This window comes from uncultured Chryseobacterium sp. (assembly GCF_913776365.1).
GTDB lineage: Bacteria > Bacteroidota > Bacteroidia > Flavobacteriales > Weeksellaceae > Chryseobacterium.
Genome location: NZ_CAJYMO010000115.1, coordinates 1 through 22,669, shown reverse-complemented (window position 1 = coordinate 22,669; position 22,669 = coordinate 1). Strand labels below are relative to the sequence as shown.

Annotated in this window: 19 protein-coding genes; 7 read left to right on the top strand and 12 right to left on the bottom strand. The window is 45.7% G+C overall.

Annotation, left to right across the window (positions count from 1 at the left end; all coding sequences use genetic code 11):
* Nucleotides 1–238: 238 nt before the first annotated feature.
* The 4 genes from QZ735_RS05645 to QZ735_RS05630 all read right to left on the bottom strand — a co-directional run bounded on the left by QZ735_RS05645 (nt 239) and on the right by QZ735_RS05630 (nt 6,092).
* Nucleotides 239–2,449: an ATP-binding protein gene (locus tag QZ735_RS05645; RefSeq protein ID WP_294245398.1), complete on the bottom strand. Its 2,211-nt coding sequence runs from the start codon at nt 2,447–2,449 to the stop codon at nt 239–241.
* 174 nt (nt 2,450–2,623) lie between these two features.
* Nucleotides 2,624–4,633 (bottom strand): cell wall metabolism sensor histidine kinase WalK, encoded by a 2,010-nt coding sequence (locus tag QZ735_RS05640; protein ID WP_294245395.1) that lies wholly within the window; start codon nt 4,631–4,633, stop codon nt 2,624–2,626.
* A gap of 274 nt (nt 4,634–4,907) precedes the next feature.
* Nucleotides 4,908–5,264, bottom strand: coding sequence for a response regulator (locus QZ735_RS05635; RefSeq protein ID WP_294245393.1), 357 nt, complete (start codon nt 5,262–5,264; stop codon nt 4,908–4,910).
* A 435-nt stretch (nt 5,265–5,699) separates the two neighbouring features.
* Nucleotides 5,700–6,092, bottom strand: coding sequence for a response regulator (locus tag QZ735_RS05630; protein ID WP_294245389.1), 393 nt, complete (start codon nt 6,090–6,092; stop codon nt 5,700–5,702).
* A 663-nt stretch (nt 6,093–6,755) separates the two neighbouring features.
* On the opposite strand from QZ735_RS05630, the gene gntA reads away from it, so the two are divergent.
* From gntA to QZ735_RS05600, 6 genes are all read left to right on the top strand, one after another.
* Nucleotides 6,756–7,445, top strand: a complete 690-nt coding sequence (gene gntA / locus QZ735_RS05625; RefSeq protein ID WP_294245386.1) for a guanitoxin biosynthesis heme-dependent pre-guanitoxin N-hydroxylase GntA — start codon at nt 6,756–6,758, stop codon at nt 7,443–7,445.
* On the top strand, nt 7,442–8,029 hold the full coding sequence (locus QZ735_RS05620) for an urea carboxylase-associated family protein (RefSeq protein WP_294245384.1): 588 nt from the start codon (nt 7,442–7,444) through the stop codon (nt 8,027–8,029). Before gntA ends, QZ735_RS05620 begins: the two co-directional genes overlap by 4 nt.
* 3 nt (nt 8,030–8,032) lie before the next feature.
* Nucleotides 8,033–9,760 carry a pyridoxal-dependent decarboxylase gene (locus tag QZ735_RS05615; RefSeq protein ID WP_294245381.1) on the top strand — a complete coding sequence of 576 codons (1,728 nt, stop codon included), beginning with the start codon at nt 8,033–8,035 and terminating at the stop codon, nt 9,758–9,760.
* Between the two features lie 357 nt (nt 9,761–10,117).
* Nucleotides 10,118–10,714, top strand: a complete 597-nt coding sequence (locus tag QZ735_RS05610; RefSeq protein ID WP_294245377.1) for a Crp/Fnr family transcriptional regulator — start codon at nt 10,118–10,120, stop codon at nt 10,712–10,714.
* Between the two features lie 227 nt (nt 10,715–10,941).
* The gene (locus QZ735_RS05605; RefSeq protein WP_294245374.1) at nt 10,942–12,372 is read left to right on the top strand and encodes an exodeoxyribonuclease VII large subunit; all 1,431 of its coding nucleotides are present in this window, start codon (nt 10,942–10,944) and stop codon (nt 12,370–12,372) included.
* 156 nt (nt 12,373–12,528) lie between these two features.
* A complete protein-coding gene (locus tag QZ735_RS05600; RefSeq protein ID WP_294245371.1) occupies nt 12,529–13,110 on the top strand; it encodes a CinA family protein in 582 nt (193 codons plus the stop codon).
* Nucleotides 13,111–13,176: 66 nt separating this feature from the next.
* Here QZ735_RS05600 and QZ735_RS05595 read toward each other — a convergent pair whose 3' ends face one another.
* From QZ735_RS05595 to xth, 7 genes are all read right to left on the bottom strand, one after another.
* Nucleotides 13,177–14,787, bottom strand: a complete 1,611-nt coding sequence (locus tag QZ735_RS05595; protein WP_294245368.1) for an ATP-binding protein — start codon at nt 14,785–14,787, stop codon at nt 13,177–13,179.
* A 366-nt stretch (nt 14,788–15,153) separates the two neighbouring features.
* Nucleotides 15,154–16,284, bottom strand: a complete 1,131-nt coding sequence (locus QZ735_RS05590; RefSeq protein ID WP_294245365.1) for a serine hydrolase — start codon at nt 16,282–16,284, stop codon at nt 15,154–15,156.
* A 43-nt stretch (nt 16,285–16,327) separates the two neighbouring features.
* The gene (locus tag QZ735_RS05585) at nt 16,328–17,209 is read right to left on the bottom strand and encodes a helix-turn-helix transcriptional regulator (RefSeq protein WP_294245361.1); all 882 of its coding nucleotides are present in this window, start codon (nt 17,207–17,209) and stop codon (nt 16,328–16,330) included.
* 69 nt (nt 17,210–17,278) lie between these two features.
* The gene (locus tag QZ735_RS05580) at nt 17,279–18,409 is read right to left on the bottom strand and encodes an alanine/ornithine racemase family PLP-dependent enzyme (RefSeq protein WP_294245358.1); all 1,131 of its coding nucleotides are present in this window, start codon (nt 18,407–18,409) and stop codon (nt 17,279–17,281) included.
* A gap of 1 nt (nt 18,410) precedes the next feature.
* A complete protein-coding gene (locus QZ735_RS05575; RefSeq protein WP_294245353.1) occupies nt 18,411–18,854 on the bottom strand; it encodes a GNAT family N-acetyltransferase in 444 nt (147 codons plus the stop codon).
* 14 nt (nt 18,855–18,868) lie between these two features.
* Nucleotides 18,869–19,792, bottom strand: coding sequence for a universal stress protein (locus QZ735_RS05570; RefSeq protein WP_294245349.1), 924 nt, complete (start codon nt 19,790–19,792; stop codon nt 18,869–18,871).
* A 123-nt stretch (nt 19,793–19,915) separates the two neighbouring features.
* Nucleotides 19,916–20,686 (bottom strand): exodeoxyribonuclease III, encoded by a 771-nt coding sequence (gene xth / locus QZ735_RS05565; RefSeq protein WP_294245346.1) that lies wholly within the window; start codon nt 20,684–20,686, stop codon nt 19,916–19,918.
* 225 nt (nt 20,687–20,911) lie between these two features.
* Between xth and QZ735_RS05560 the strand changes: the two genes are divergently transcribed.
* Complete coding sequence (locus QZ735_RS05560) at nt 20,912–22,078, top strand: cytochrome c peroxidase (protein WP_294245342.1); 1,167 nt, start codon at nt 20,912–20,914, stop codon at nt 22,076–22,078.
* Nucleotides 22,079–22,087: 9 nt separating this feature from the next.
* Here QZ735_RS05560 and QZ735_RS05555 read toward each other — a convergent pair.
* Nucleotides 22,088–22,669, bottom strand: a 582-nt coding sequence (locus QZ735_RS05555; RefSeq protein WP_294245339.1) for a YetF domain-containing protein, incomplete at its 5' end; no start/stop codon positions are given.

The window sequence follows — 22,669 nt, the reverse complement described above, 5'->3', positions numbered from 1 at the left end:
CCGGATGCCTTTCAACATAAGTGAAAACCGGGTTACATAAGCGGGCCACCCGTATTTTGTTTAATAGAAAACACTCTTGAAATGTAACGGTATAAAATCCAAAGTTGATTACCTGAAAATCAAAAGGCATTAATATCTTCCGGTAATGGATAAATCCTGCAGGGATCCGTTCTTTAAAAACGGAATCCGTGCAGGATTTTTATATGGAATACCGGCCTGTACTGCCGGCCGGCGCATGTTATGCCACTTCTCCTGTCGGAAATTTCAGGATAAAGGTACTTCCTTCTCCTTCAATACTTTCCACATGAATAGAAGCTCCGTGGCGGGTCATGATTTTTTTTACGGTAGCCAGTCCAACGCCGTTCCCTTCAAATTCCTCGCTTTTGCCGACCCTGTTGAACAGCCCGAAAATCTTGGACTGCTGTTCGGCGTTGATGCCTATTCCGTTGTCTTTTATTTTGTAGACCACTTCATTGTTTTCTACAAAACCTTCTACTGAAACCACAGGTGATGCAACCTTGTGGGAGTATTTCACTGCATTCTCGATAATATTGAGGAAAACCTGGAAAATCAGGATAGGGTCGCCTTCCACATCAGGAGCAGACTGAATATTAACCTGCAGGTTATCATTAATTTTCCCTACCATCAGCTGTTCCCTGATCTCATGCAGGAGGGAGCCCATTTCTACTTTTTCTTTATTGATGTATTGCTGCCCTACCTTTGAGTACTCCAGAACGGTCTGGATCATACGGTACAGCCTTTCGGAATTGTCCACGATCCGGGCGGACATCATTCTGACATCATTTTCCGCCGTCTTTCTCTGGATGAGCTCAGCAAAAGCTTTGATGGCGGTCAGCGGAGTCTTCAGGTCGTGGGACACCGTATGGGCAAAAGAGTCCAGCTCTGCATAGGCATCGCGCAGCTTTTCGTTCAGGATGCGGAGTTCCGTCGTCTTGCGGCCAATAGCAAAATTGATTTCATCCCGGATTTCAAGCAGTGTCTTTATTTCCGTAGAAGACCACTTTTCCGAACTGTTCTTTACTTCCTGGGTCCACTGTTCAAAAGAATTTCTGGGAGAAATGAAAGGTTGGCCGTTCTCATCGAAATTAACAATTTTTGAAGGATCTCCGGCCCAGCGTACAGTCAGGGAAAGCTCAGGTCTGAAGAGGATCAGGCAGTCTTTCAGATCCTGCGTCAGCCTGCATCCCAGTATTCCGGCGAAGCGGCTGCTGCACACGGAAAGGGAAGGAAAGCTCTGGGCGCAATTGTCTGAAGAGATAAAGCCCTGTTCGTTCTTTCCGATTTCCATGGCAATCTCAAGAATCTGTTCATGATCAGGCACCTCCCCGAAACTGTAAATCTCCCCTTCGAAAAGAAAAGAAACCCCGGTGGCGCGGTAGGAGCTGAGGATGGTTTCAGCACAGTCGCTGATGAACGCTGCAGTCCGGTCACTGTTCAGCAGGCTCCGGGTGATTTCCATGACTACTGTCTGGAGACTGATGCTGTCCTGCTGCAGCTTTTCCTGGTTTCTTAATCCGATGCATGAGCTGAGAACCTGTCCGATCAGCTTGGCGGTTTCGCGCTGTTTAAAATTAATGAACCGCGGGCTGTAATTATGACAGGCAATAAGTCCCCACAACTGGTTATCAACAATAATAGAGACACTGAAACTGGAATTGACGCCCATATTTTTCAGGTACCTGATGTGTATGGGGGAAACGGCTCTTACCGAGCTGTTGGTAAGATCTGCCGGGGCTCCGGTACTACCCAGTATCGCAACAGGCGTATCGGCTACGTTGGCAATCAGACGGGTAAAATTACGCATATACAGCTCCCGTGCCTGCTGTGGGATATCGGCAGCAGGGTAGTGCAGCCCCAGCCAGGTTTCCAGATGGTCTTCCCGGTCTTCGGCAACCACTTCGCCGTGTCCGTCACCATGGAATTTATAGATCATGATCCGGTCATAATGAATAATGTTCCTGATCTGTACTGCAGCATTGTCCAGAATGGTCTGCAAATCCCGGTCAGCAAGCATCTGGGACAGGCTGGCTCCTACCGTATTCTGCGGATCAGTAAAGAGGTCTGATGCTTCCGGCTCAAAATCAAGGATGTAGTTGACACCCGACATAGAGAGGATCATATTGTACGGCTGGCGCTCAATTTCAACGACATAAGGGTTCAGAGGCTTGAATTCCCGGCCCTGCCAGGAAAGGCGGATGAGGTCTTCAATAAACCGTTGGTTTTCCGGCTTCCCGAAGAATCCGTTAAGAAGGGTTACCGGTTTTCCCAATACCCCGGAAGGTACAAGGCCGGTGAGCTGCAGAACATTTTCGCTGCAATACAAAATATCACCTTTCTGATCGATGATAATGAGCAGGCCGTGAGCCTGTATGTAGCCTGGAATGTGAATTGGTTCCTGGCTGCATAAATCCAGAGCGTCTTTTTTCATAAATAATGACGGGCAATTTAGTTTAAAGCAATACAATTCTAAAACATAAAAGTATTCAGAACCTATTGCCTATGGTACAAATGTACATTGTTTTTTTTCCGGTTTATTAGTTGGGCTGTAAAAAATATCTATCACGCTGATAAGTGTAATCTTGTCAGTTGTTCAGATTCAATATCATGATAAGTCCGGACGGCCTTTGACAGCCGGAAGGCTGAAATGGAAAACGGAACCTCTGTTTACCATACTGTTTACCATAAGTTTGGTACGGTGAAGTTTCAGGATTTCATTGCTCAGGTAAAGTCCGAGCCCAAAGCCGGAAACTCCGGTGACCGGGTTATTGTTTACCCTGAAGAATTTCTTGAAAATATGTTCACGGGCAGTCTCATCAATCCCTATTCCCTGATCTTCAATACTGGTTTTTACTTCATCTCCGGATATTCTGCAGGATACGGAGATCACCGTATTCCTTTCAGAATATTTAACGGCGTTTGAGATAAGGTGCTGAATGACCTGTGCCAGTTTTTCCTGATCACCGGAAATAAAGGCGGGGCCATCCGTATGAATGGCAAAATGATGATTGCTGTACTGCAGACCGGCTTCTTTAACGCATGTCTCTGCAAGAGCTGCAATATCAAAGGCATCTTCATGAAGCGATGCCGAAGATCCTTCCAGCCTGGAAAGCTCCAGAAAGCTGTTAATGATAGACGTCATTTTTACCAGATGGTTTCCTGCCTTTTCCATTAACAGGGAAGCCTTTTCATATTTTCGGGCATTGTTCATCCGCTGGGCCAGCTGAAAGTAGGTATAAATGGAAGTTAACGGAGTTTTCAGTTCATGACTGGTAAGACTCAGGAAATTATTTTTCATTTCAATTTCCCGTTTCTTATCCGTAATATCCCGGAAAACCACCACCACCTGACCGGGGCATTCCTTTACAGGCGACGCAAATACTTCGTAGTATCTTTGGGTTCCTTCGTTATATTGTTCAAACTGGATAGGCTTGCCTTGGATGGATACGGCACCATACGTCCGGATCCACGCATCCTCAATACCGGGCATAATTTCCAGAATGGTTTTTCCCACCACATCTTTAAGTCCGCTCTGGGTCTCGAATGCAGGATTGGTATTGATAAAAGTATAATTAACGGGCTTTCCTTCTGTATCGTAAATAAAATCAATCACCATAAAAGCGTCATCAATGCTTTCGAACAGGGCACGGTAACGGTATTCAGAGACTGCCGTCTGCTGCTGTATTGCTGCTGCCGAAGCTATTTCTCCGGTTTTCCGGACGGCTTCAGCGAGTGCCGAGCGCCGGTGATCGTCCCACATTAACTTTTTTTCATGACAGATGAAAAAAAAGCAGTTCTTCGTTGGAGTTTCCGAAACCAGTACGCAGAAGACGGTATATCTTCCGGAGATGCAGGGCTCCTGAAAAGGCAGTTTTGATTCTTTGATGATGCCGGAGAGAAAATGCTGTTCACCGGCCGGAGCGTCTTTTTTTTGTTTTGAAACTTCTACGCGGATACTTACTGATCCGGATTCAATATCCAGCTCTGCAAAGCCAGCCTCATCAGCCTGAAAGTACTCCATGATTTCACAGGCTGCGGAATGCTCAATCTCTTCTGTTCCCGGAAGCTTACGCAGTTTATCCGCCAGGGTCAGCAGGAAGCTTTTTTCTTCCCTCTCGCGCCGGAGTTCCCTGTTTGCCGCTGTTGTTTCTTTGAATATGACAAGGGTTCCCGAATCATGGCCTTCAGAATTCTGCAGCCTGCTGTAACTGAAGGTCCAGTACATTTCCTCCAGGAAACCGTTGTTGTAAAGGGGGATTGGCTTATCTTCCTCAAAAACGCCGTGCGGGTCAGTTTCCAGTAGGGCTAATTTTTTTTGTATGGTTTCCCAGGCTTCAGGCCAGCAGTCCTGTGCCCTGGCACCAAGTGCAGCAGGATGCCGGTTGCCGTACCGGGAACTGATAAGTTTTTTGCAGGCGTCATTGTACACCTGTATATTTTCATTTCCCCACCAGATGATCATCGGAAACGGACAGGCAAGTATCATATTGACATGGGCGATGAAATGATCGTCCCATCCGGAGCTGTCTCCCAGGCTTGTATTTTGCCACGGAAATTCCCTGATGGCATCAGCCATCTCGCATTTTCCGTTTATTTTTTGAGCATAATGAGTCATCGGTCCTTTTGATTCAATATTCAATAAAGATAATTGAGGTATCAAAATTTCTGCCATTGAAACAGGAATCAGCAATAAAAATTGAAAATGAACAGGTAGAAGGGGGATCATCAGCGCATCGGATAGTCTGTCATCATAGAATTCAGGTGACAAACAACATCCGGGATAGGATCAAATGCGCCGAAAAAAGAAGTGACTACTTCACTGAGGCCGTAAAAAGCCTGTTACCGAAATGAAGCTGTGTGCTAAACTGCGATTTTTGTAGTGTAATACATCAGTGAATAATATTCTGGATCCTTGTAAGGACATTGTCTATATCAAACGGTTTTGCAATAAAATCATCAGGCTGGCACATGTTTTCCATCTGCACAAGATGAGCATGGGCGCTCATAATGATGACCGGAATGCCGTTATTTTCTTTATCCTGCTTTACCTGCCTGCAAAGATCGATTCCTGAACCGTCAGGAAGCATTACGTCAAACAGATAAAGATCGGGTGTAACGTGGATATCCCTTTCTGAAAATTCGCCTACGGTAGCAAATGATTTTACGTCATAGTTCTCGGAAACAAGAAAAAGCTCCAGAATTTCTCTAATATCTTCATTATCTTCTACCAAAAAGATTTTTCTCATCCCTTTGCCAATCAAGAATTACACCAATCCGGGTTTTTTCCGGCTAAAAATTATATCTGCTTTACCAAAATATTAAGATGAAGCCTGTGTTTAAACGGTTTCATCAATTTTCCGGTAATTTATATTTTAAAAATAAGACCGTAAAAAAAGCTGAATTTTTTAAGCATTCACAAGAATGGCTGATTTTCAAGACAACAGCATCATGCAGTAAAAAAGATTTGAGAGCATGAGATTGCCGATCGGGCATTACCTTATCCCTGAAATAAAAACGTAGTAAGATAAAGCGTCTGACAGGGTAGTTGTTCCGCATATCCGGGCACACGCCGGAGATGGCCGGCATCTCTTTCGCAGACAGGTTCTGCGGATGATTTTTATAAACCATAGAAGCAGAAAGGCCGACCGCCTATCCGTGGTACCGCAAGTCATATATCCGGCTTATCGGATGCTGCTGTTCTTTACATAGGAATCACTGAGGTATTTGGCAATCAGCTTCTCCAGTTCATAAAGATCGAAAGGCTTACGCAGGAAATCATCTGCCTTTGAGGCGTTTTTCAGAGCTACGATATTACTGCTGGCGCTGATGAAAATAACAGGGATGTGGTTGAACTGATCGTAAGTACGCAGAAGCTTTATGGCTTCGGTTCCGCCGATCTCAGGGATGTAATTATCCATAAGGATCAGGTCCGGACTGAACTTGGAGACCCTTTCAATAATATCATGACAGGTTTCCGAAATTTCCACTTCGTAACCATCCTCGGAAAAGACAATGCTCAGGACATCCAAAAGAGCATGGTCGTCATCGAAAATCAATATCTTCTTCTTATGCATCACTTTAATATTTCCGGATTATTGGCGATCAATCTGCTCCCGCTGCAACCTTACACAGCCGGAACAGCATACAAAGATATAAAGAATATTTGTAAACCTGCAGTAAGTATCACGTAATATGCAGAAGAAAATGGCAAATGCATACTTGTGCAAATCAAAAGGGGATACATACTTCCATTTGAACGGCTCTCCTCATGTATTCCGAAAGCTTCCGGCTCCTGCATAAATGTTCTCTTTTTTCCCTGCTGCAGAATCCGTAAACGGAAACTTCGGGCCTGGCCGTGTCATTCAGGGCTTCCATTGCTTTCATCAGGCAAAAAGGATCTTCCCTTGATTATTTCAATGTTTTTCAGCGGATCCCCGGCTTTTTGTTTTCAGGTGCTTCTCACGGGCCGGAAAGACTGACTGCCGCCTGAGGATACAATAAGAAATATTTTTTAAAAGATGATAAAGTTTTATGTTTAGCCTAAATCTAAAAATAGCAAATGAATTCCTGTAGGTTATGATTCAGATAATAAATGCTGTTTTGCTTTATGTACCACATGTGCCGGTAACTGTAAGTGCTTTAAATATTTGAATTTCAATTAATTATTTGATATATTTTAATGGGATGCCACCCATCAGATATCCTGCATGGCATAAACTTTGTGAAGTAAAGTCAATATGACACCAATCACAAACAGACAAAATCCCGATCAGGTACTGATCGCGGAAGATGCTTTCAGAGCATTTGTAGACGACGCCTCATTTCCATGTGTGGCCGCGAAAGCTGCTTTGAGCAGAGACCAGATGAAACTGTTCGTAGCAGGTCATATCGCCTGTCCGAAAGATGACCGGGAAATCCTGGAGTTTATTTATGGCTTTGTTGAAGAATACAGAAGCGCTGAAAACCATTTTCATACAGCATGCGTTATTTTTCCGGAATCCGAAGGGCTTAATGAAACCATGTTCGAACGTTTTCTCTGGATGCGCCTGCAGGCGTTGTCTGATCTTGATTCCGCACAATACCCATATGATCAGCGGGTAAGTCCGGATCCTCATTCCGATCAGTTCAGTTTCAGCCTGAAGGAGGAAGCTTTTTTTGTCATCGGACTGAATCCTGACAGCAGCCGTGAAGCCCGCCGGTTCAAGTATCCTACACTTGTATTCAACCCGCACGCCCAGTTTGAGGAGCTCCGTACGCTGAAACGTTACGATAAGATGAAAAATATTGTCCGTAAAAGGGATGTGGCCCTCAGCGGATCAATCAATCCGATGCTGCAGGATTTCGGTGCTGCATCAGAAGTATACCAGTACAGTGGCATGCAATATGATAGTAACTGGCAATGCCCTTTTAAAGCAATCAACCGATGAACACCATACCCCCACGCAGCGGAGCTGCCTTTATCCTGAAAAAAGGAGAACGACTTACCATAACCGATATCCAAGGAGAACAGGTCTCCGATTTTATCTGCTTCAATGAACATGATCCCAAAGAATATCTTTCGTCAGGAAGGACCATTGATTATGCAGAAACCATTTTCCTGACCAAGGGAAATCCCTTTTATTCCAACCGCAGCAATATCATGTTCGAAATCGTGGAAGATACCGTAGGCCGTCATGATTTTCTGCTGACTCCGTGCAGCGCCGATACTTTCAGAATCATTTATGGCGATACCCATCCGCACAGAGGTTGTTTCGGAAATTTATGCGAGGCACTTGAGCCGTATGGTATCACTCCTGATGAAATCCCGATCTGCTTTAATGTTTTCATGCATGTTGCCGTTGACGGGGAAAGCGGCAAGATAAGCGTCCTGCCTCCCAAAAGCGGTGCCGGAGACCATATTGTTATTGAAGCCAAAATGGACCTGATCGTAGGAATGACGGCCTGTTCTGCGGAAATGTCAAATAATTATTCATTCAAGCCCATCGGTTATTCTGTGAATGCCGATCTGTAAATTATGATAAAAAATGAGGAAAGCGGAGCCGGCGTATCCGTAGCAGAGGTTTCAGGTTTCAGTGCAGAACATCTTTTTGCTTCGCCTTTCACAAACGGGAATAATGATGCTTTGGCTACCGCTATTGCCGGAGCCGTACAGCAAATCAATCATCTTAAGCCTTCCCAGGCAAACAGCGCCGCTTTTCTTGGTCATGATGCCAGCCTTGCTCTTACCAGGGATTCTTTTCACCAGGCAAAACTGCAGGACAGAGGGAAACCGCTGGATGAGGTGATCGGTGAGGTCACTGCCATGTTTGAAGGATTGCCTAACTGGGGCCATCCTCTGAATATGAGCAACATCTGTCCTCAGGAAAATACGGCGGCCATCATTGCATCTATGCTTACCCAGGTCTTTTCTCCGAATATCCTGGAAGCGGAATATGCCTGGAATACAGCCAAAGCAGAACTGGAATCCGCAGCCATCCTGGCAGATCTTGCCGGATGGGATGCACGGAAGGCAGGGGGCCTGTACACCTACGGAGGGTCAGGATGCTGGATGTACCAGCTGAAATATGCACTAAGCCGGGTGCTTCCGGATTCCAGGAACAAAGGGATCCGTACGGATGCAAAGATCATCTGTTCCGAACAGGCACATTATGCCATGCTCAACAGCACAGACTGGACGGGGTTGGGAATGGATCATATCATCACGGTCAGAACCCTTCCGGACTCCAACATGATGGACCCGGATCATCTTGAAGAAATCCTTAAAACATGCACCGCCCGCAATATTCCTGTGGTTTCTGTCATCTGTACGATGGCCACCACCGATGCCTGCGCCTTCGATCCTGTTAAAAAAGTCAGGGAACTGTTGGATCAGTATCCCAACAGTCCTGAATACGGGAAAACATTATTGTATTGTGATGCGGTAATCGGCTGGGCCTGGATGGCCTTTAGGGATTATGATTTTATAAATAATCCTATGGGTCTTTCAGCATCTGTACTGGAAGCGGCTGGCAAAAACCTCAGGGCTGTTGAGGAGATCCGTTATGCCGATGCCTTCGGAGTAGATTTCCATAAAAGCTTTGCACCCCTGGCAAGCAGTATGTTTGTGTATCGGGATGCCGAAGAATTTGAACAGCTGCTCAGACGTAAAGAGGCAGCCTACCTGCAGGAACGCGGTGATTATAACCCTCACAATTATACGCTTGAAGTCTCAAGATCGGCATCGGGATCTATGGCTGGCTGGGCCACCCTCAGATATATGGGTTCGGAAGGCATCAGGGCTGTCCTGGCACGCGGGCTGGAAAATAAGTGCTATTTGCTGCAGAAAATGGATGCATACACGGATATGGTTTGTGCCAACCGCGCCGATAACGGCAGTGTAGTGCTGCTGAGGATTTATCCCCCGGATACCTGTGCATCTTCTCAATTTGAGCACGAACTTTGCGATGCTGCCTACCAGGATGCGCTTACCCGCCACAATAAGCTCACAGAATCTATCGGTGAACTCTTATGGCAATGGTTCAGGGAAGGTAGAAAAATCAACGGGCTCTTTACTCCTTATCTGAGCCTTACCAAAGGATTCAGACCTGCTGCCTATACAAATTGTGATGACAGTAATGCCGTGGTCTATGCCCTTAAGGTCTATCCGGTAAATGTATTTGTTACTGAAGAAATCATAGATCATGCCCTGACCTGTATACGCATAGCACGGGATGAAGTGATGCCGTATTTCAATTCGAATTAAAAAATCTGCCGCACGGTCTTCTCCGGGAATGGTAACTGTACATCTTCATACCGGATTTTATCCCTCATTTACAAAATATCCGGCATTTTCGGAAGAGGCAGGGTATAGTAAAAATTTACAGCCGCCATATACTGACAGAGCTTATCAGATAAGCCAACAGTGAAAGAATTGTTGTTGCAAACGGAATCTGTCCACCATGCAGTAAGTATTTTCAGAGAATCCTGAAAAGAAATATTATCTTATTAACCATCCTTTTTCAGGAATTATTGTTTTTAACGGGCTTTTCATCAGATGTGGTATTTATAAAATTGTCAGATTTTCAGGGTTTTATTAATTTTAGCATCTTAATAACATACAATGGTGATATCTGAGGATATATTGTTTTCTCATGGAGCTAAAATACAGACATATAGTGCAGGGGATTATATTTTTCATGAAGGGACTGCAGCAAAAAATTATCTGCAGATTCTTTCCGGAACTGTAAAACTGAATAATTTTATGGAAGACGGGAAAGAATTCGTACATGGTTTTCCTTTCAAAGGGCATTGCATAGGCGAAAGTTACCTGTTTACCGAGAATCTGTACGGTATCAATGCCGTTGCTGTAACAGCCTGTGAAATCATCAGGCTGGAAAAGGAAATTTTCATGAAACTCATCCGTACCGAACCCGATTTTATGCTGAAAGTGAGCCGGTATACGGCAGACCGGCTGCATTTCAGGTATCTGATTTCCACATTTCTTTCTATCACGGATCCGCTGATCAAACTTCAGAAACTGCTGGACCATATTAAAGGGTATTTTGGTTTTGATACGAAGTTCAGCTTTGAAGTACAGTACACCCGTTCCCAGCTGGCGACGCTTGCCGGGCTCAGGGTAGAAACCGTGATCCGGACCATCAAAAAAATGGAAGCCCAGAATCTGGTGAAAATCCACAACAGCAAAATTTTTTACTGAAGTAATCCCAGGAAGATATTTGTACTGACCGGTCGGCCGGGAGGAGAATGAACATTTTACAAGGGATCTGAACGGTGGGAAATCCAGGAAATTCAGCGTATTCTTTCAGTCTATTATAAATGAAATATTACCTTATAGAATATAAAATATTGCTTTATCGGGTTTTTATTTCCTCATGAGCCTTATCTTTGTGAAGAACTTCCGTTTCATCCGTCAGATTATTCATTATGCAGGGCAGCGAACTTACGTATTCCATTTATTCACCGGCAGCCGTTATCGGACTGTTCAACAATGCTTTAAAACTGAATGCCACCGTTAATCTTATTTACCTGAAAGGGCGGTATTCCTACGGCGGCGGAAAAGCATACGTCAACTATTATTATGACCTGCTGTATTCTGAAAGTGATAGTACGTCCATCGGTGTCAAAATGCCCGGGCTGCTCAGGAGCAGGATCGTAAACAACGAAATCTATACCCTGCGCGGATTTATAGAAAAACGGATTAAGAATTCAAGTATTGAGCTCGTTTTTGTAGTGGATGAAATTATTGCCCAGGAAGAAAAATCGGTTTCCGAAGAAGATCTGAAACGTTATGAACTGATTCAGAAAAAACTGGAAAAAGGTTCGCGCGATCTTGAAACCTTTGTCAGAAACAAGGTGCTGAGGTCTGAAAAAGTGAAAGTCGCCAACATCTATGGCCATCAGGCCATCGTCCATAAAGATTTCTATGAAGGAATTGATGTTTCCTCCAGGGAATTTGAAATTGATGAATTCACCTGTAATATTACCTCGGCTACTTCCGTTTCTGAACTGCTGCAACGGATTCTGCCCGCCGGATACGATATTATTGCCCTGGTCCGGGGGGGCGGCGACCGCCAGAGCTTTGACGTTTTCAACAACCTTTCCCTGGCGGAAAAATTCATTGATCTCCCCTGTATTACCATCACTGCGCTGGGGCACACGGTAGATGAGACCCTGTTAGATAAACTGGCGGACAGAAGGTTCCACCTTCCGCATGATTACGGCGCCGGCCTTCACGCGGTGATCAGTAAACTTTCTGAGGAAAAATCAAATTCCCGGGCCCTGCTCATTGAAGAGGTGAAAAAAGATGTTTCCGGACAGTTTGCCGAGCAGGTGACTACACTTACCCAGCAACTGAGGAAGAAGAATGAAGAATTTACCGAAGCCCAGAAAACCTTTAAAGAGCAGATGGAACAGCAGACCAGGACTTTCAATGATCAGCTGAAAGTCCGTAATGAAGAGATGGAAAAGCTGAAAGGGCAGATGACAGAAACCTACGGTAAGCAGGTGGAGACCTTAACCGGGCAGCTGGCCGGAAGAAATGAAGAATTCAAGAAGCTGCAGAAAGACGCCTCAGAGCAGTTGCAGGACCTTTATAAAAACTTTTCCGCTCAGCAGAAACAGTACCAGGATGAATCAGAAGCGGCAAAAAAAGAGCTGGCTGCCCTGTATGAAAAGAACATACAGGCGGCAGTAAATGAAAAAACAGCCGTTTTAAAAGCTGCCCTTGAAACCGCTGCCCATGAAAATGCCAGGCTGCAGCAAAAATCGGAAGCAAACAAAACCGGTTATATCAAAATAATTATTGTGGCCATCATGGCGCTGATTATCGGATATGTACTGGCAGGAATACGATAAACCATACCACAAAATATTTTTTTTCATCATAATGGCGTAATTTTAGATAGGACTGATCTACTGTTGAATTTCTCTCTTGTTAAGTGTCTTTCAGGATGTTGGATAGAGAGCCGGGAATTTCTCAGAAGAAAAAATGGCTTAGCAAAATTATCTCCTATGATTTTAAAACCTTCAAAAATTGAATTGACCATTGAGCAGCTCAATGCAAAATCATTTATCCATTTTCTGGTGGAATTACAGAATCTGCTGGAATTCATAGGTGAGGAGCTGGCTGCTGTTCATGAGACGGTATCTGTTGCGGAGACTGTAACATCAGGGTTTTTACAGTTTTCATTTTCGCAGGTAAAAGACGCCTCGCGTTTTTTCAAAGGAGGAATTACTGAACAGGAAATCAACGGCGAACTGGATTTTTTTAATATCGATCAGGATGAAGCTTCCTATTGCCATGGAGTATCTCCCAATATTGCTGAAGAAATGGCTCTGCAGGTAGCGGCAAAGTTCAGAACCGACTGGTCAATTGCCGTTACCGGATATGCTGCTGCCGTAAAGGAATCGCAACACAAGCTCTATGCGTTTTTTTCCATCTCCCGTCATGGGAAGATCATTCTTTCTGAAAAACTGGATCTCCATTCACGTACGCTGCCGCTGAAGGCCCAGCTTTATTACAGTGAATTTATCCTGGGCTGCTTTAAGCTGGAACTGGATAAGATCAGGATGGAGAGACAGGCGATCTCATGAGGGTACTGATTTTATGACTGCTGCTTTCATCCACCAAATTCTGACTGCAGGTGAGGTGATGACGTGCTAAAGCGGTAATGTGAACCAAAATCTGCTTCCTTTTGAAATCTCACTTTCCACACCGATCTGCCCGCCGTGGTTCTTGATGATTTCCGCGCTGATGTACAGTCCCAGTCCCAGCCCGGTAAACTTCTGTCCCCGGTAATCCGTACGGTAATACCGTTTGAAAAGGTGGGCGAGTTTGTCCTGGGGAATACCGGGGCCCTGATCGATCACGCTTATTTTTAACTCATTATATTCAGTTGTTTCCGCATTGATGATAATTCCTGAACCCGGTGCATATTTGATGGCATTGGTCACAAAATTAATGATGACCTGCCCGATCTGCTGCGGATCCGCCTCAATGGTTTTTAAAACATCACCTTCAAAGACAATAGATGCATCCGCCTGCTGAATGAGGTCTGAACAGCAGTCTTCAAGCAGCTGACGAAAAGTAAATGCTTTTTTCTCCGGCTTTACATATCCCTGTTCCATCCTGCTGGTATCCAGAAGGTCGGCGATCAGCTGTGAGAGTTTTTCCAGGCTCTTCATCGCCTGGGTTAAAAGCTTGGTACGGGCTTCGTCCGGCAATTTATGGTGGGAGCGCTGCAAAAGCTGAAGCGAGGCCTTCAGTGCGGTAACAGGGGTTTTCAGCTCATGGCTTGCAATGCTGATGAAATCATCTTTGCCCTGCAGGATCATCCGCCTGGCCGTTACGTCTGTAAAGGTGGCGATACCGCCGGCAAAATGGCCGTCTTTATTAAAGATAGGGGCGGCATTGATGGAGATATAAAAAACATCCCTGTCCGGTGGCTGGACCCCGATTTCATGATCATAAACAGGTTTGCCGGTCCTTTTCATAATGGACATGGGGTGCTCTTCGGAAGGTAAAGGGGTTCCGTCCAGCCTGAGGTTCTGCCACCGCGGATCATCAAAGGTCCTGTCCTTGATATCGCTTTCGCAAAGCCCCAGGATCTGCTGCGCCATAGGATTGGCATAGACCATCTGTCCTTTTATATCGGTAATGCCCATTCCTTCCGCCATTGTTTCCAGGATGTCCTGCATCCTTTTTTCGCTGCTCCTTAATATTTCTTCCAGTTCCTTTTTCTGGTTGATGCTTTTGATCAGTCGGTTATTGGTTTCATTCAGTTCTTCATTGGTTACATGGTATTCTTCATTGGCAGCCATAAGCTCCTCATTGATCTGCTGCTCGCGGTCTTCTTTTTCCCGGACGAGTTTCCAGGCATGCATCCGCTCGGTAACATTCACTGCCGTATGGAGGATGCTGAAGACTTCACCTGCTGCATTTAAGATAGGCTTGAAGATAAAATCAAAATAAGAAGTAACCAGGGTTCCGCTGATCTTCAGGGTGGCAGCCATATCCCTGGCTTCGAATATTTTTCCCGTATTCAAGACCTCATTCAGGATATCGGAGAACGGCTGGCCGTCCATTTCAGGAAGTGCTTCTCTAAAGGTAAGGCCGTGAACGGACCGGTCTTTTCCCCAGATGGTCAGCATGGCATCATTTACAAACTGAATCCGGAATTCAGGACCTGTATAAATAGCAGTGGCATCACCTGACTGTCTGAGGATCTCAAGAAGGGTATCGCTGTCTGAATCTGAAAAAAATCTATGCATGTATTACAATGAATATTAATTATTTTGCGTGCTGCAATACCCTGTTGCTGTATTGCCGGCAGGCTGGTTGTGTTGCTTGCTTACGCTCCTGTTATGCCTCTTTTTATCCGCTGCTTTGTCTCTGTCCATGGAAAAGGATCTACAGACCGGATCCATGGGAACCGCCGACACTCTTCTGCTGCACGGTACTGCTGCACGGAAGATTTCCTGATAAAAAATGTTCTGAATGATTTTGAATATCAGCAGGTAAGCAATATATTGCAAAGATAGGTGAATATTTCAGAATACGGAGAAAAGCGTGAAGCAATTATTTTTGGCAGGCATTAGAAGAAGGGTTTATATCGCCTCAACATAGGCATTCTGCCGTCAGAAGATTGCTGCGAGCTTTTCTGCCATCAGCTTTACCTGGAGCGGCCTTTGCTTCTTATCGACATCAAGCCGGTTGTAGAAGCCGGTTTTTACCACAACCATGTCCCGTTCAGGAATCATAATGATGAACTGGCCCAGGAATCCGTAGAAAAAGCGGTACTGTACTTCACTTTCATCATCAGCCCACACGGTATAGCAGAAAGCATCATTTACGGAAGTAGGGGCCAGCAGTCTTTTACAAAACTCCTCGCTGATGAGCTGTCTCCCGTTCCATTTACCATTTTGCATAATCAATTGTCCCAGTTTTGCGAAATCCCGTGCGGTGGCATGGATGCAGCAGAACGCTTTTTCCACCCCTTTCTCGTCGGTACTCCATCTGGCAGGAAATTCCGCTCCGAGAGGCTTCCACAGTTTTTCCGAAAGGTATTCTGCGAGGCTTCTGCCCGTAACTTTCCTGAGAGCGAGGCCCAGCAGCTGGGCAGCGGCACTCTGGTATTCGTACTGCTGTCCCGGCATTTTATTCACTTCGATATCAAAAACCTGGGATGCCAGGTCATCAATAAAATATTGTTTTGAGTTTTCGGCAAACGGATGGTGGTATTCTTCTTTCCAGTCGAGCCCGGCCTGCATCGTCATCAGGTGCCGGAAAGTCAGAAATTTTCCGTAAGTACTGTCCTTGTACCTGGGGAAAACGGATGAGATCAGCTGGTCTTCGGATTCCAGGTAGCCGTCATCAATGGCACAGCCCGTAAGTACCGAAAGGATACCTTTGGCCATGGAAAAGGAATTCATCAGGGAAGAGGGATCATGATCTTTCCAGTATTGCTCAAAAACCAGTTCGTTATTCCGGATGACCACCAAAGAGGATGCCCTTGTTTTTCTGAGTTCTTTGAGAACGTCTTCCGGAAGGCGGACGGCATTGCAGGCGCTGCTTTTTTTCCATGGGGCCGGCCGGGAATTAGGAATAGGCCGGGAAGGGAATTTTTCTTCGTCATCTATGGAAGGTGTCAGCGGCCCTCTTTTCAGATTCATGGCAATAGCCTTAAAAATATATCCGTATCCTGAAATCAGGATGAGGGCAACGGCTCCGGAGATTCCTGTGGCAAATGCAGTCAGTAGTTTTTTCATATCGGTAACAGAAGGCTTGATCTTTTTTGGGTCAGTAGGAAGATCAGAAAATATCGGGCCGGGATTTTTCCGTCCTGTACCGTTGCGGTGAAATTCCTTTTGCCGATTTAAAATAGGTACCGAAATGGGAATTGTCATGAAAGCCCAGCTCATAGGAGATTTCAGAAACGGAAGCGGCGGTATGCATCAGAAGACGCTCCGCTTCAAGGATTACCCTGTTTTTGATCAGCTGCCCTGCTGTAAAACCTGAGTATGCCTTGGTTAAGGCATTAAGGTAATTCGGGGTAATGTTAAGCATCTTTGCATAAGGAGCGGTAGTCCTGAATTCTTTATAATGCTTGTCTACAAGTTCTGAAAACTGCTCAGCCAGCTGTTTTTTATGATGGACAGCCCGGCCCGGCGCTTCAATGGCGCCTGCACTCCGAAGATACTGAAGGATCAGAATTTTCAGTTCGAGGCAGAGGATCTCCCTGGAAAGCGGGTGGTTTTTGGAGAACTCCCGCTGCAGCAGCCTGAATCGTTGCCACAGGTCTTTCCCGCCGGATCCTTCCATATCGGAATAAGGAGGGACATTGGTGAGAATGCTGTCGCTCCTGATCAGCCGGTTGCCGGTATACACATGGTTGTAGAATGATTTGGTGAACATGCATACGAAACCCTCTGCGGAAACTTCCCGGAAATGGTAGATCTGGTGGTAATTGATAAAAAAGAAACGGTCTGCACAGATCCGGAATTCCTGGTTATCGATACTCAGGGAACCGCAGCCGTTTCTGAAAAGGAAGACGGCATAAAACCGGTTCTTATATTGATGATGCGGGCTGTTCTTGTTAAAAAATTCTGCAACAGGCTGGATCATCATTTCATTACGGAGGTGATGGGACCTGTTAAGGTGCTGGAGATGAAGGGTTTTTATTTTGTGATCCAAGATAGAGTTTTAGAGTCTGCGTATAAAGATAGAAAAATACCGCAGAAAAGCTACGGTAGGGTGGAGTGGTCAGGCCGGCACTGCAGGCCAATGGCAGGGTTCCGGGATATTCATCCCGGTAACGGAGGCATGCTCCACCTTTTTATCTACATATTCGGAGTTCATTGTCCTGAGCACCGCCATATAATTCATTCCGAAATCGAGGGTGTCTCCGACTTTCAGATCCGGGCTGCCCTCACCGATATTCAGGATCATCATGTCGGAGCTTGCTCCTATGATCTCCAGGCCTTCCTGCAGCGGAAAAATATCGGAGGGGTCTATATCCAGCAGTCCGAGATCAACGATAGCCCTTACAGAGGTTTTGTTCCGGTTGTTTTCATCAAATACCGGGCGTTCTCCGGTAAGGTTGGTACCGGACAGGCCGTTCGGGACCATAGGTTTTTCAGTAATCTCCAGTATTTCTGCGGTCACTTTGAACACGTCCTGGTACATGCCGCTGATGTTCCGGTCATGGAAGACATCCGTACCGAAGAAAAGGGTTTCCCCGATCCTGAAATGATTGATTTCATGAGGAACTTCCCCCGAAAAAAGCAGCGGAACGGTTACCGATGATCCGGCGGTAATTGTAGGAATGGGCCGGTGATAACTGTGTTCAAGGTCTTTTGTGTGGGATATGAGCTGAGACAGCTTCTCCCGGTCGGGCAAAATACCATTCAGGCAATTCAGGTTCATCCCGATGCCGGCCACTTCAATAGCCGGAAGCCGGATGATTTTTCCGTAAAGCTTTTTCAGATTATCTGACATCACGCCTTCCCGCAGTTCGCCCATTTCCACCATAATGACGATCTGATGGAGCTTTTGCTGCTGTACCGCCTGTTCAGAAAGGGCCTTTATCGTATCCAGCTCAGAATTGAAGCTTACATCTGCATACTTCACAATACTTGCTGCAAGTCTCTTAGCCGGAGGCTTGATGTAGATGGTGCGGGTAGCCGGAGCAATTTTTTTGATCTTTTTCAGATTGCTCAGCCGTGAATCGCAGACATCCCGGTCGGTAATTTCCAGGAGGCATTCCAGGAACAGCTCATTTCCGCAGAGAAGTTTGGCCACGACGGCCCATTCAATGGAATGTTCTTTAAACAGGGCGTTGAGGAAGCGGTAATTATGGATCAGTTTTTCTTTATCTAAAGTAATGTACGACATCTTATTTTTTTAACCGCATTTCTATGTATTTGCTGCTGAATCCCAGCTTCTCATACAGATGCCTTGCCGGATTCTCCGGTTCGCAGTGGAGTGCGATATCGCCATCTGCGGAATCGATGGCTTTCTGCATCAGCAATCTGCCTGTTCCCTGTCCACGCATCGCTTTATCAGTAGCAATATAGACAAGGATATATTCCGGGATATAGCCGCTCATACCGGTCCTGTTGACCACAACGGCTCCTACGGTTTTCCCGGCCGGATTTCTTGCGGTGATCAGCAAACCGCCGGGTTTATCCTGCTCGCCCATTGAATAATTGATGGCTTCCAGGATATCGTGCTGAGGATCTCCGTATTGTTCCAGGTGGCGGAAGAGAAAGCTTGCCACTTCATTTTTCTCATCATCATGTAGGGTGTTCTTTTCAGTGTAAATATCAAGTGTTATCATATTTTGTTTTATCATTATCCCGGATTGGGCAGGGTAATATCAAATCCTGCATTGTTGTTAACCTTATTTTCTCCGGCAATTGTGTTTTTGATACCTGCCGTATCTTTCATGAAAAACAGGGGGATATCGGTTAGATTGATGACCTGTTTGAAAAAATTTTCTGAAAACAGCGACTTCCAGTTATTCTCATCATGATAATTCAGGATGATGATATCGGCATGGTCTATCTTTGAAAACCTTGAAATCTGCAGGGCTTTGTCTTTTGTCAACAGAAACGAGGTTGAGTATTCGATGATCCCTTTGGACAGCGTTTCCCATAACGCGTCATAAGCTGCCTTGATGCGGTCCGCGTCTTCTTCTTTACAGACTCCCAGCAGACTGATTTTGGCATTGTTCTTCCGGGCAATGGTTTGCGAAAGCACCATTTTATCATGCAGATGCTCTGTTACGCGTACCGGGACAAGAATCTTTTCAAAGTCGTAGGTATGGCAGTTTTCCGGCACCAGCAGCACCGAGCAGTGTGCCCCGGTGAGGATCTCATAGGAAGCTGAGCCCAGGAAAAATTCCCTGATTCTCTGCTTGCCCGAAGTTCCTGCTACCACCAGGTCTACGTTTTCCGAAACAATACATTCGTTCAGGCTGTCTATCATGGTGCTGTTGCCGATGACGCTGTCCACCTTAAGGAGAGGATTCTGTTTTTCTGCAGAATGTTTCATCTCCCTGAGTCCTTTTTCGGCCAGGGCAAAGTTTTCCTGAACGGTATCGGTACCTACGGCCTGCTTGCCCGTCCTGTCAATAATATAATAATTGCTGAAATGGTGGAAGAGGATGATCCGGGCTTCATGCCTTCCGGCCATATGGACCGCCATGGTAACGGCATTATTTGATTTTTCTGTAAAATCTACAGGAACAAGTAAGGTTTTAATTTCAGTTTTCATATAAAAATGATTGTGTGGTGATATAAAAATGCAAAGTTATGACGACTAAACCGGTCAGTATGTTAGATTTGAATCCGGTTATGGTATATTTTACCGTTATGGGGTAGGGAACAGATGATCTGATTATTCAAGCTGAATCCATACCGGTGCATGGTCGCTGCTTTTCTCCCAGCCGCGGACGTGCTTATCGACGCCACCGCCTTTCAGGTAACCGGTCAGGTAAGGACTTATTAAAATATGATCGATTCTCAGCCCTGCATTTCTCGAATAGGATTTATACAGGTAGTCCCAGAAGGTGTACACTTTTTCTTCAGGATAAAGTGTTCTGACGGAATCCAGCCAGCCTTTCTCCAGAAGTTCACGGAATGCTTCACGCACCTCAGGCCTGTACAATGCATCATTGTCCCAACGCTCAGGCCTGTATGCATCCGAAGGAGTGGGAATGATATTAAAATCGCCTATAAGTACAGCAGGAAGATCCATTTCAATCAGTTCATCCGTTCTTTTCCTAAACCGTTTCAGCCATGAAAGCTTATAGTCGAATTTAGGTCCGGGATAAGGATTGCCATTCGGCAGGTACAGGCAGCAGATGACTTTCTGGTCGATGATCGCTTCAAGGTACCGGCTCTGTACATCATCGGCATCTCCCGGCAGCGATCGCTGCACCTCGGTAATTTCATGTTCCCGCGAAAGGATAGCCACGCCGTTCCAGCTTTTCTGTCCATGCCAGACCGCCTTATAGCCTGCCCTGTGAATTTCTTCGATGGGGAATTTTTCCTGAGGAGCCTTCAGTTCCTGCAGGCAGACCACATCCGGCTGTGCCTCTTCAAGCCACCGGAGCAGTACCGGAAGCCTGGCATTGATGCCGTTTACATTATAGGTTGCTATTTTCATGACCGGAAGATTAGGTGTACTGTAAAGCCAACAAAAAATATGCTGATTTTAACATCAGGCTTGCCCGTTCTCCGTTAATCGTTCCAAATAAAGGCATTTTGTTTTTCTTAAAGGCAGGGAAGTGGTATGTACCAGGGGTTCTGTCAGGATGGTACGCTTAGAATTCCTGAAAGGGAATATTGTTTTTACCGGCAATAATCCTAATTTTGTTCAAACATTATCTTTATGAAAACTGTGCTGAGCTGGATGTTGCTCGCTTTTTTATCGATTTCCTTCTTACAGAACTGCCTGGGCAATACGGTAAACAGGGAAATCCGCGAAAGAGCGGACTTTATTGCCCGGCTCCGGAAATTATACGCTTCCGGTGATCCGGCAACATGGCCGAAGCCCATGCTGGATGCCGAAGCGGAGCCTTACTTTTCAGAAATCGGACATTTGCCGGAACTACAATTCCCGGAGGATAATCCTTATTCCGAAGAGAAAGTCGTGCTGGGAAAAACGCTTTTTTTTGATCCGCGGCTTTCCGCGTCTGACCAGATTGCCTGTGCTTCTTGCCATGATCCGGAACTGGCATGGGGAGACGGCCGTACTTTTTCTTTCGGCCACAACCGCCAGCTCGGAACCCGGAATGCCATGACGATACTGAATTCGGCGTATGCAGGTACGCTGTTCTGGGACGGCCGTGCCGCTTCGCTGGAAAACCAGTCGCAGATGCCCATACAGGATGCGCGGGAAATGAGCGGGCATATCGATATCGCGGCAGGAAAAATTGCAAAGATCAAAGGATACGAAGTCTTATTTCAAAAAGCATTCGGCAGTAAAAAGGTTACGAAAGATAACATTTCAAAGGCTCTGGCTGCATTTGAACGGACCATCGTGAGTCCACCCAGTAAGTTTGATCAGTTTATTGACGGAAAAGCCGATGCTTTTACGGATAATGAAGTGATGGGCCTGCATCTGTTCCGTACCAAGGCACAATGCATCAACTGCCATAATTCGGGGTACTTTTCCAATCACCGTTTTGAAAATATCGGGACCTCGCTTTTAGGATCGGAGCAGGAAGACCTGGGAAGATTTATCGTCACTCAAAAGCCGGAAGATGCCGGAAAATTCCGGGTGCCTTCATTACGTGAAGTCAACCGTACCGGCCCCTGGATGCATAACGGATTGTTTACAACCCTCACAGAAGTCATCCAGTTTTACAGCAAGGGAAATCCTGAAAAGCCTGGCCATCCTTCAACTTTATATAAAGGCACTGCATTGAATTCAGAGAAGTCCGGAATGATGCGGCTGCTGGATCTTTCCGATGAGGAAATTGCCCAGCTGGAAGCTTTTCTGGGAACATTAAATACGAAAAACCGCAGAATGGCACCGCCGGTGCTGCCGGAGTAACGATCAGGATTACGTCAGCCTTTTTGTGTTCAGGGCCTCCACCCATTCCTTTCTTTTGCAGTTGGGACAATGGGATATTCCCTGTTGCAGTTCTTCCGTATGGCCGCAATACGTACAGGCATACATACCGGCCTCCGGAACCTGCTCCGATTTTTTTTCATAGACTTTAGGCTGTATCGGCAAACCGTATCTTACGTCTTTATCCTCAAAATAATAAAAACTGATCTTTCCGTTGGTTTCCAGGATAGCGGTTTTGATCTGGCCGAGATGCTCAATGCTGACCTGCCGCATCTCGGCAAAAAATTCATCTTTGGCAAAAGTATGGCTGAGGTTATCCAATAATATGAATTCTCCGTTTTCAATTACATACAGCGGATCGCCTTCAATAATCCTTTCGAACTTTTCGCTTTTGCTCGCCCATAAAGTAATCAGCCGGTAGAGGATGATAATGGCCGCAAATACCACTACGGAAGTGAGAATGGAAGATTCTTTGTTGAACATCGGATCTCCGGCTGCTGAGCCCAGCGCAATGATAATGGCGACCTCAAACAGGGAAAGCTGCCGTACCCCTTTCTTCCCGGACATCCTCAG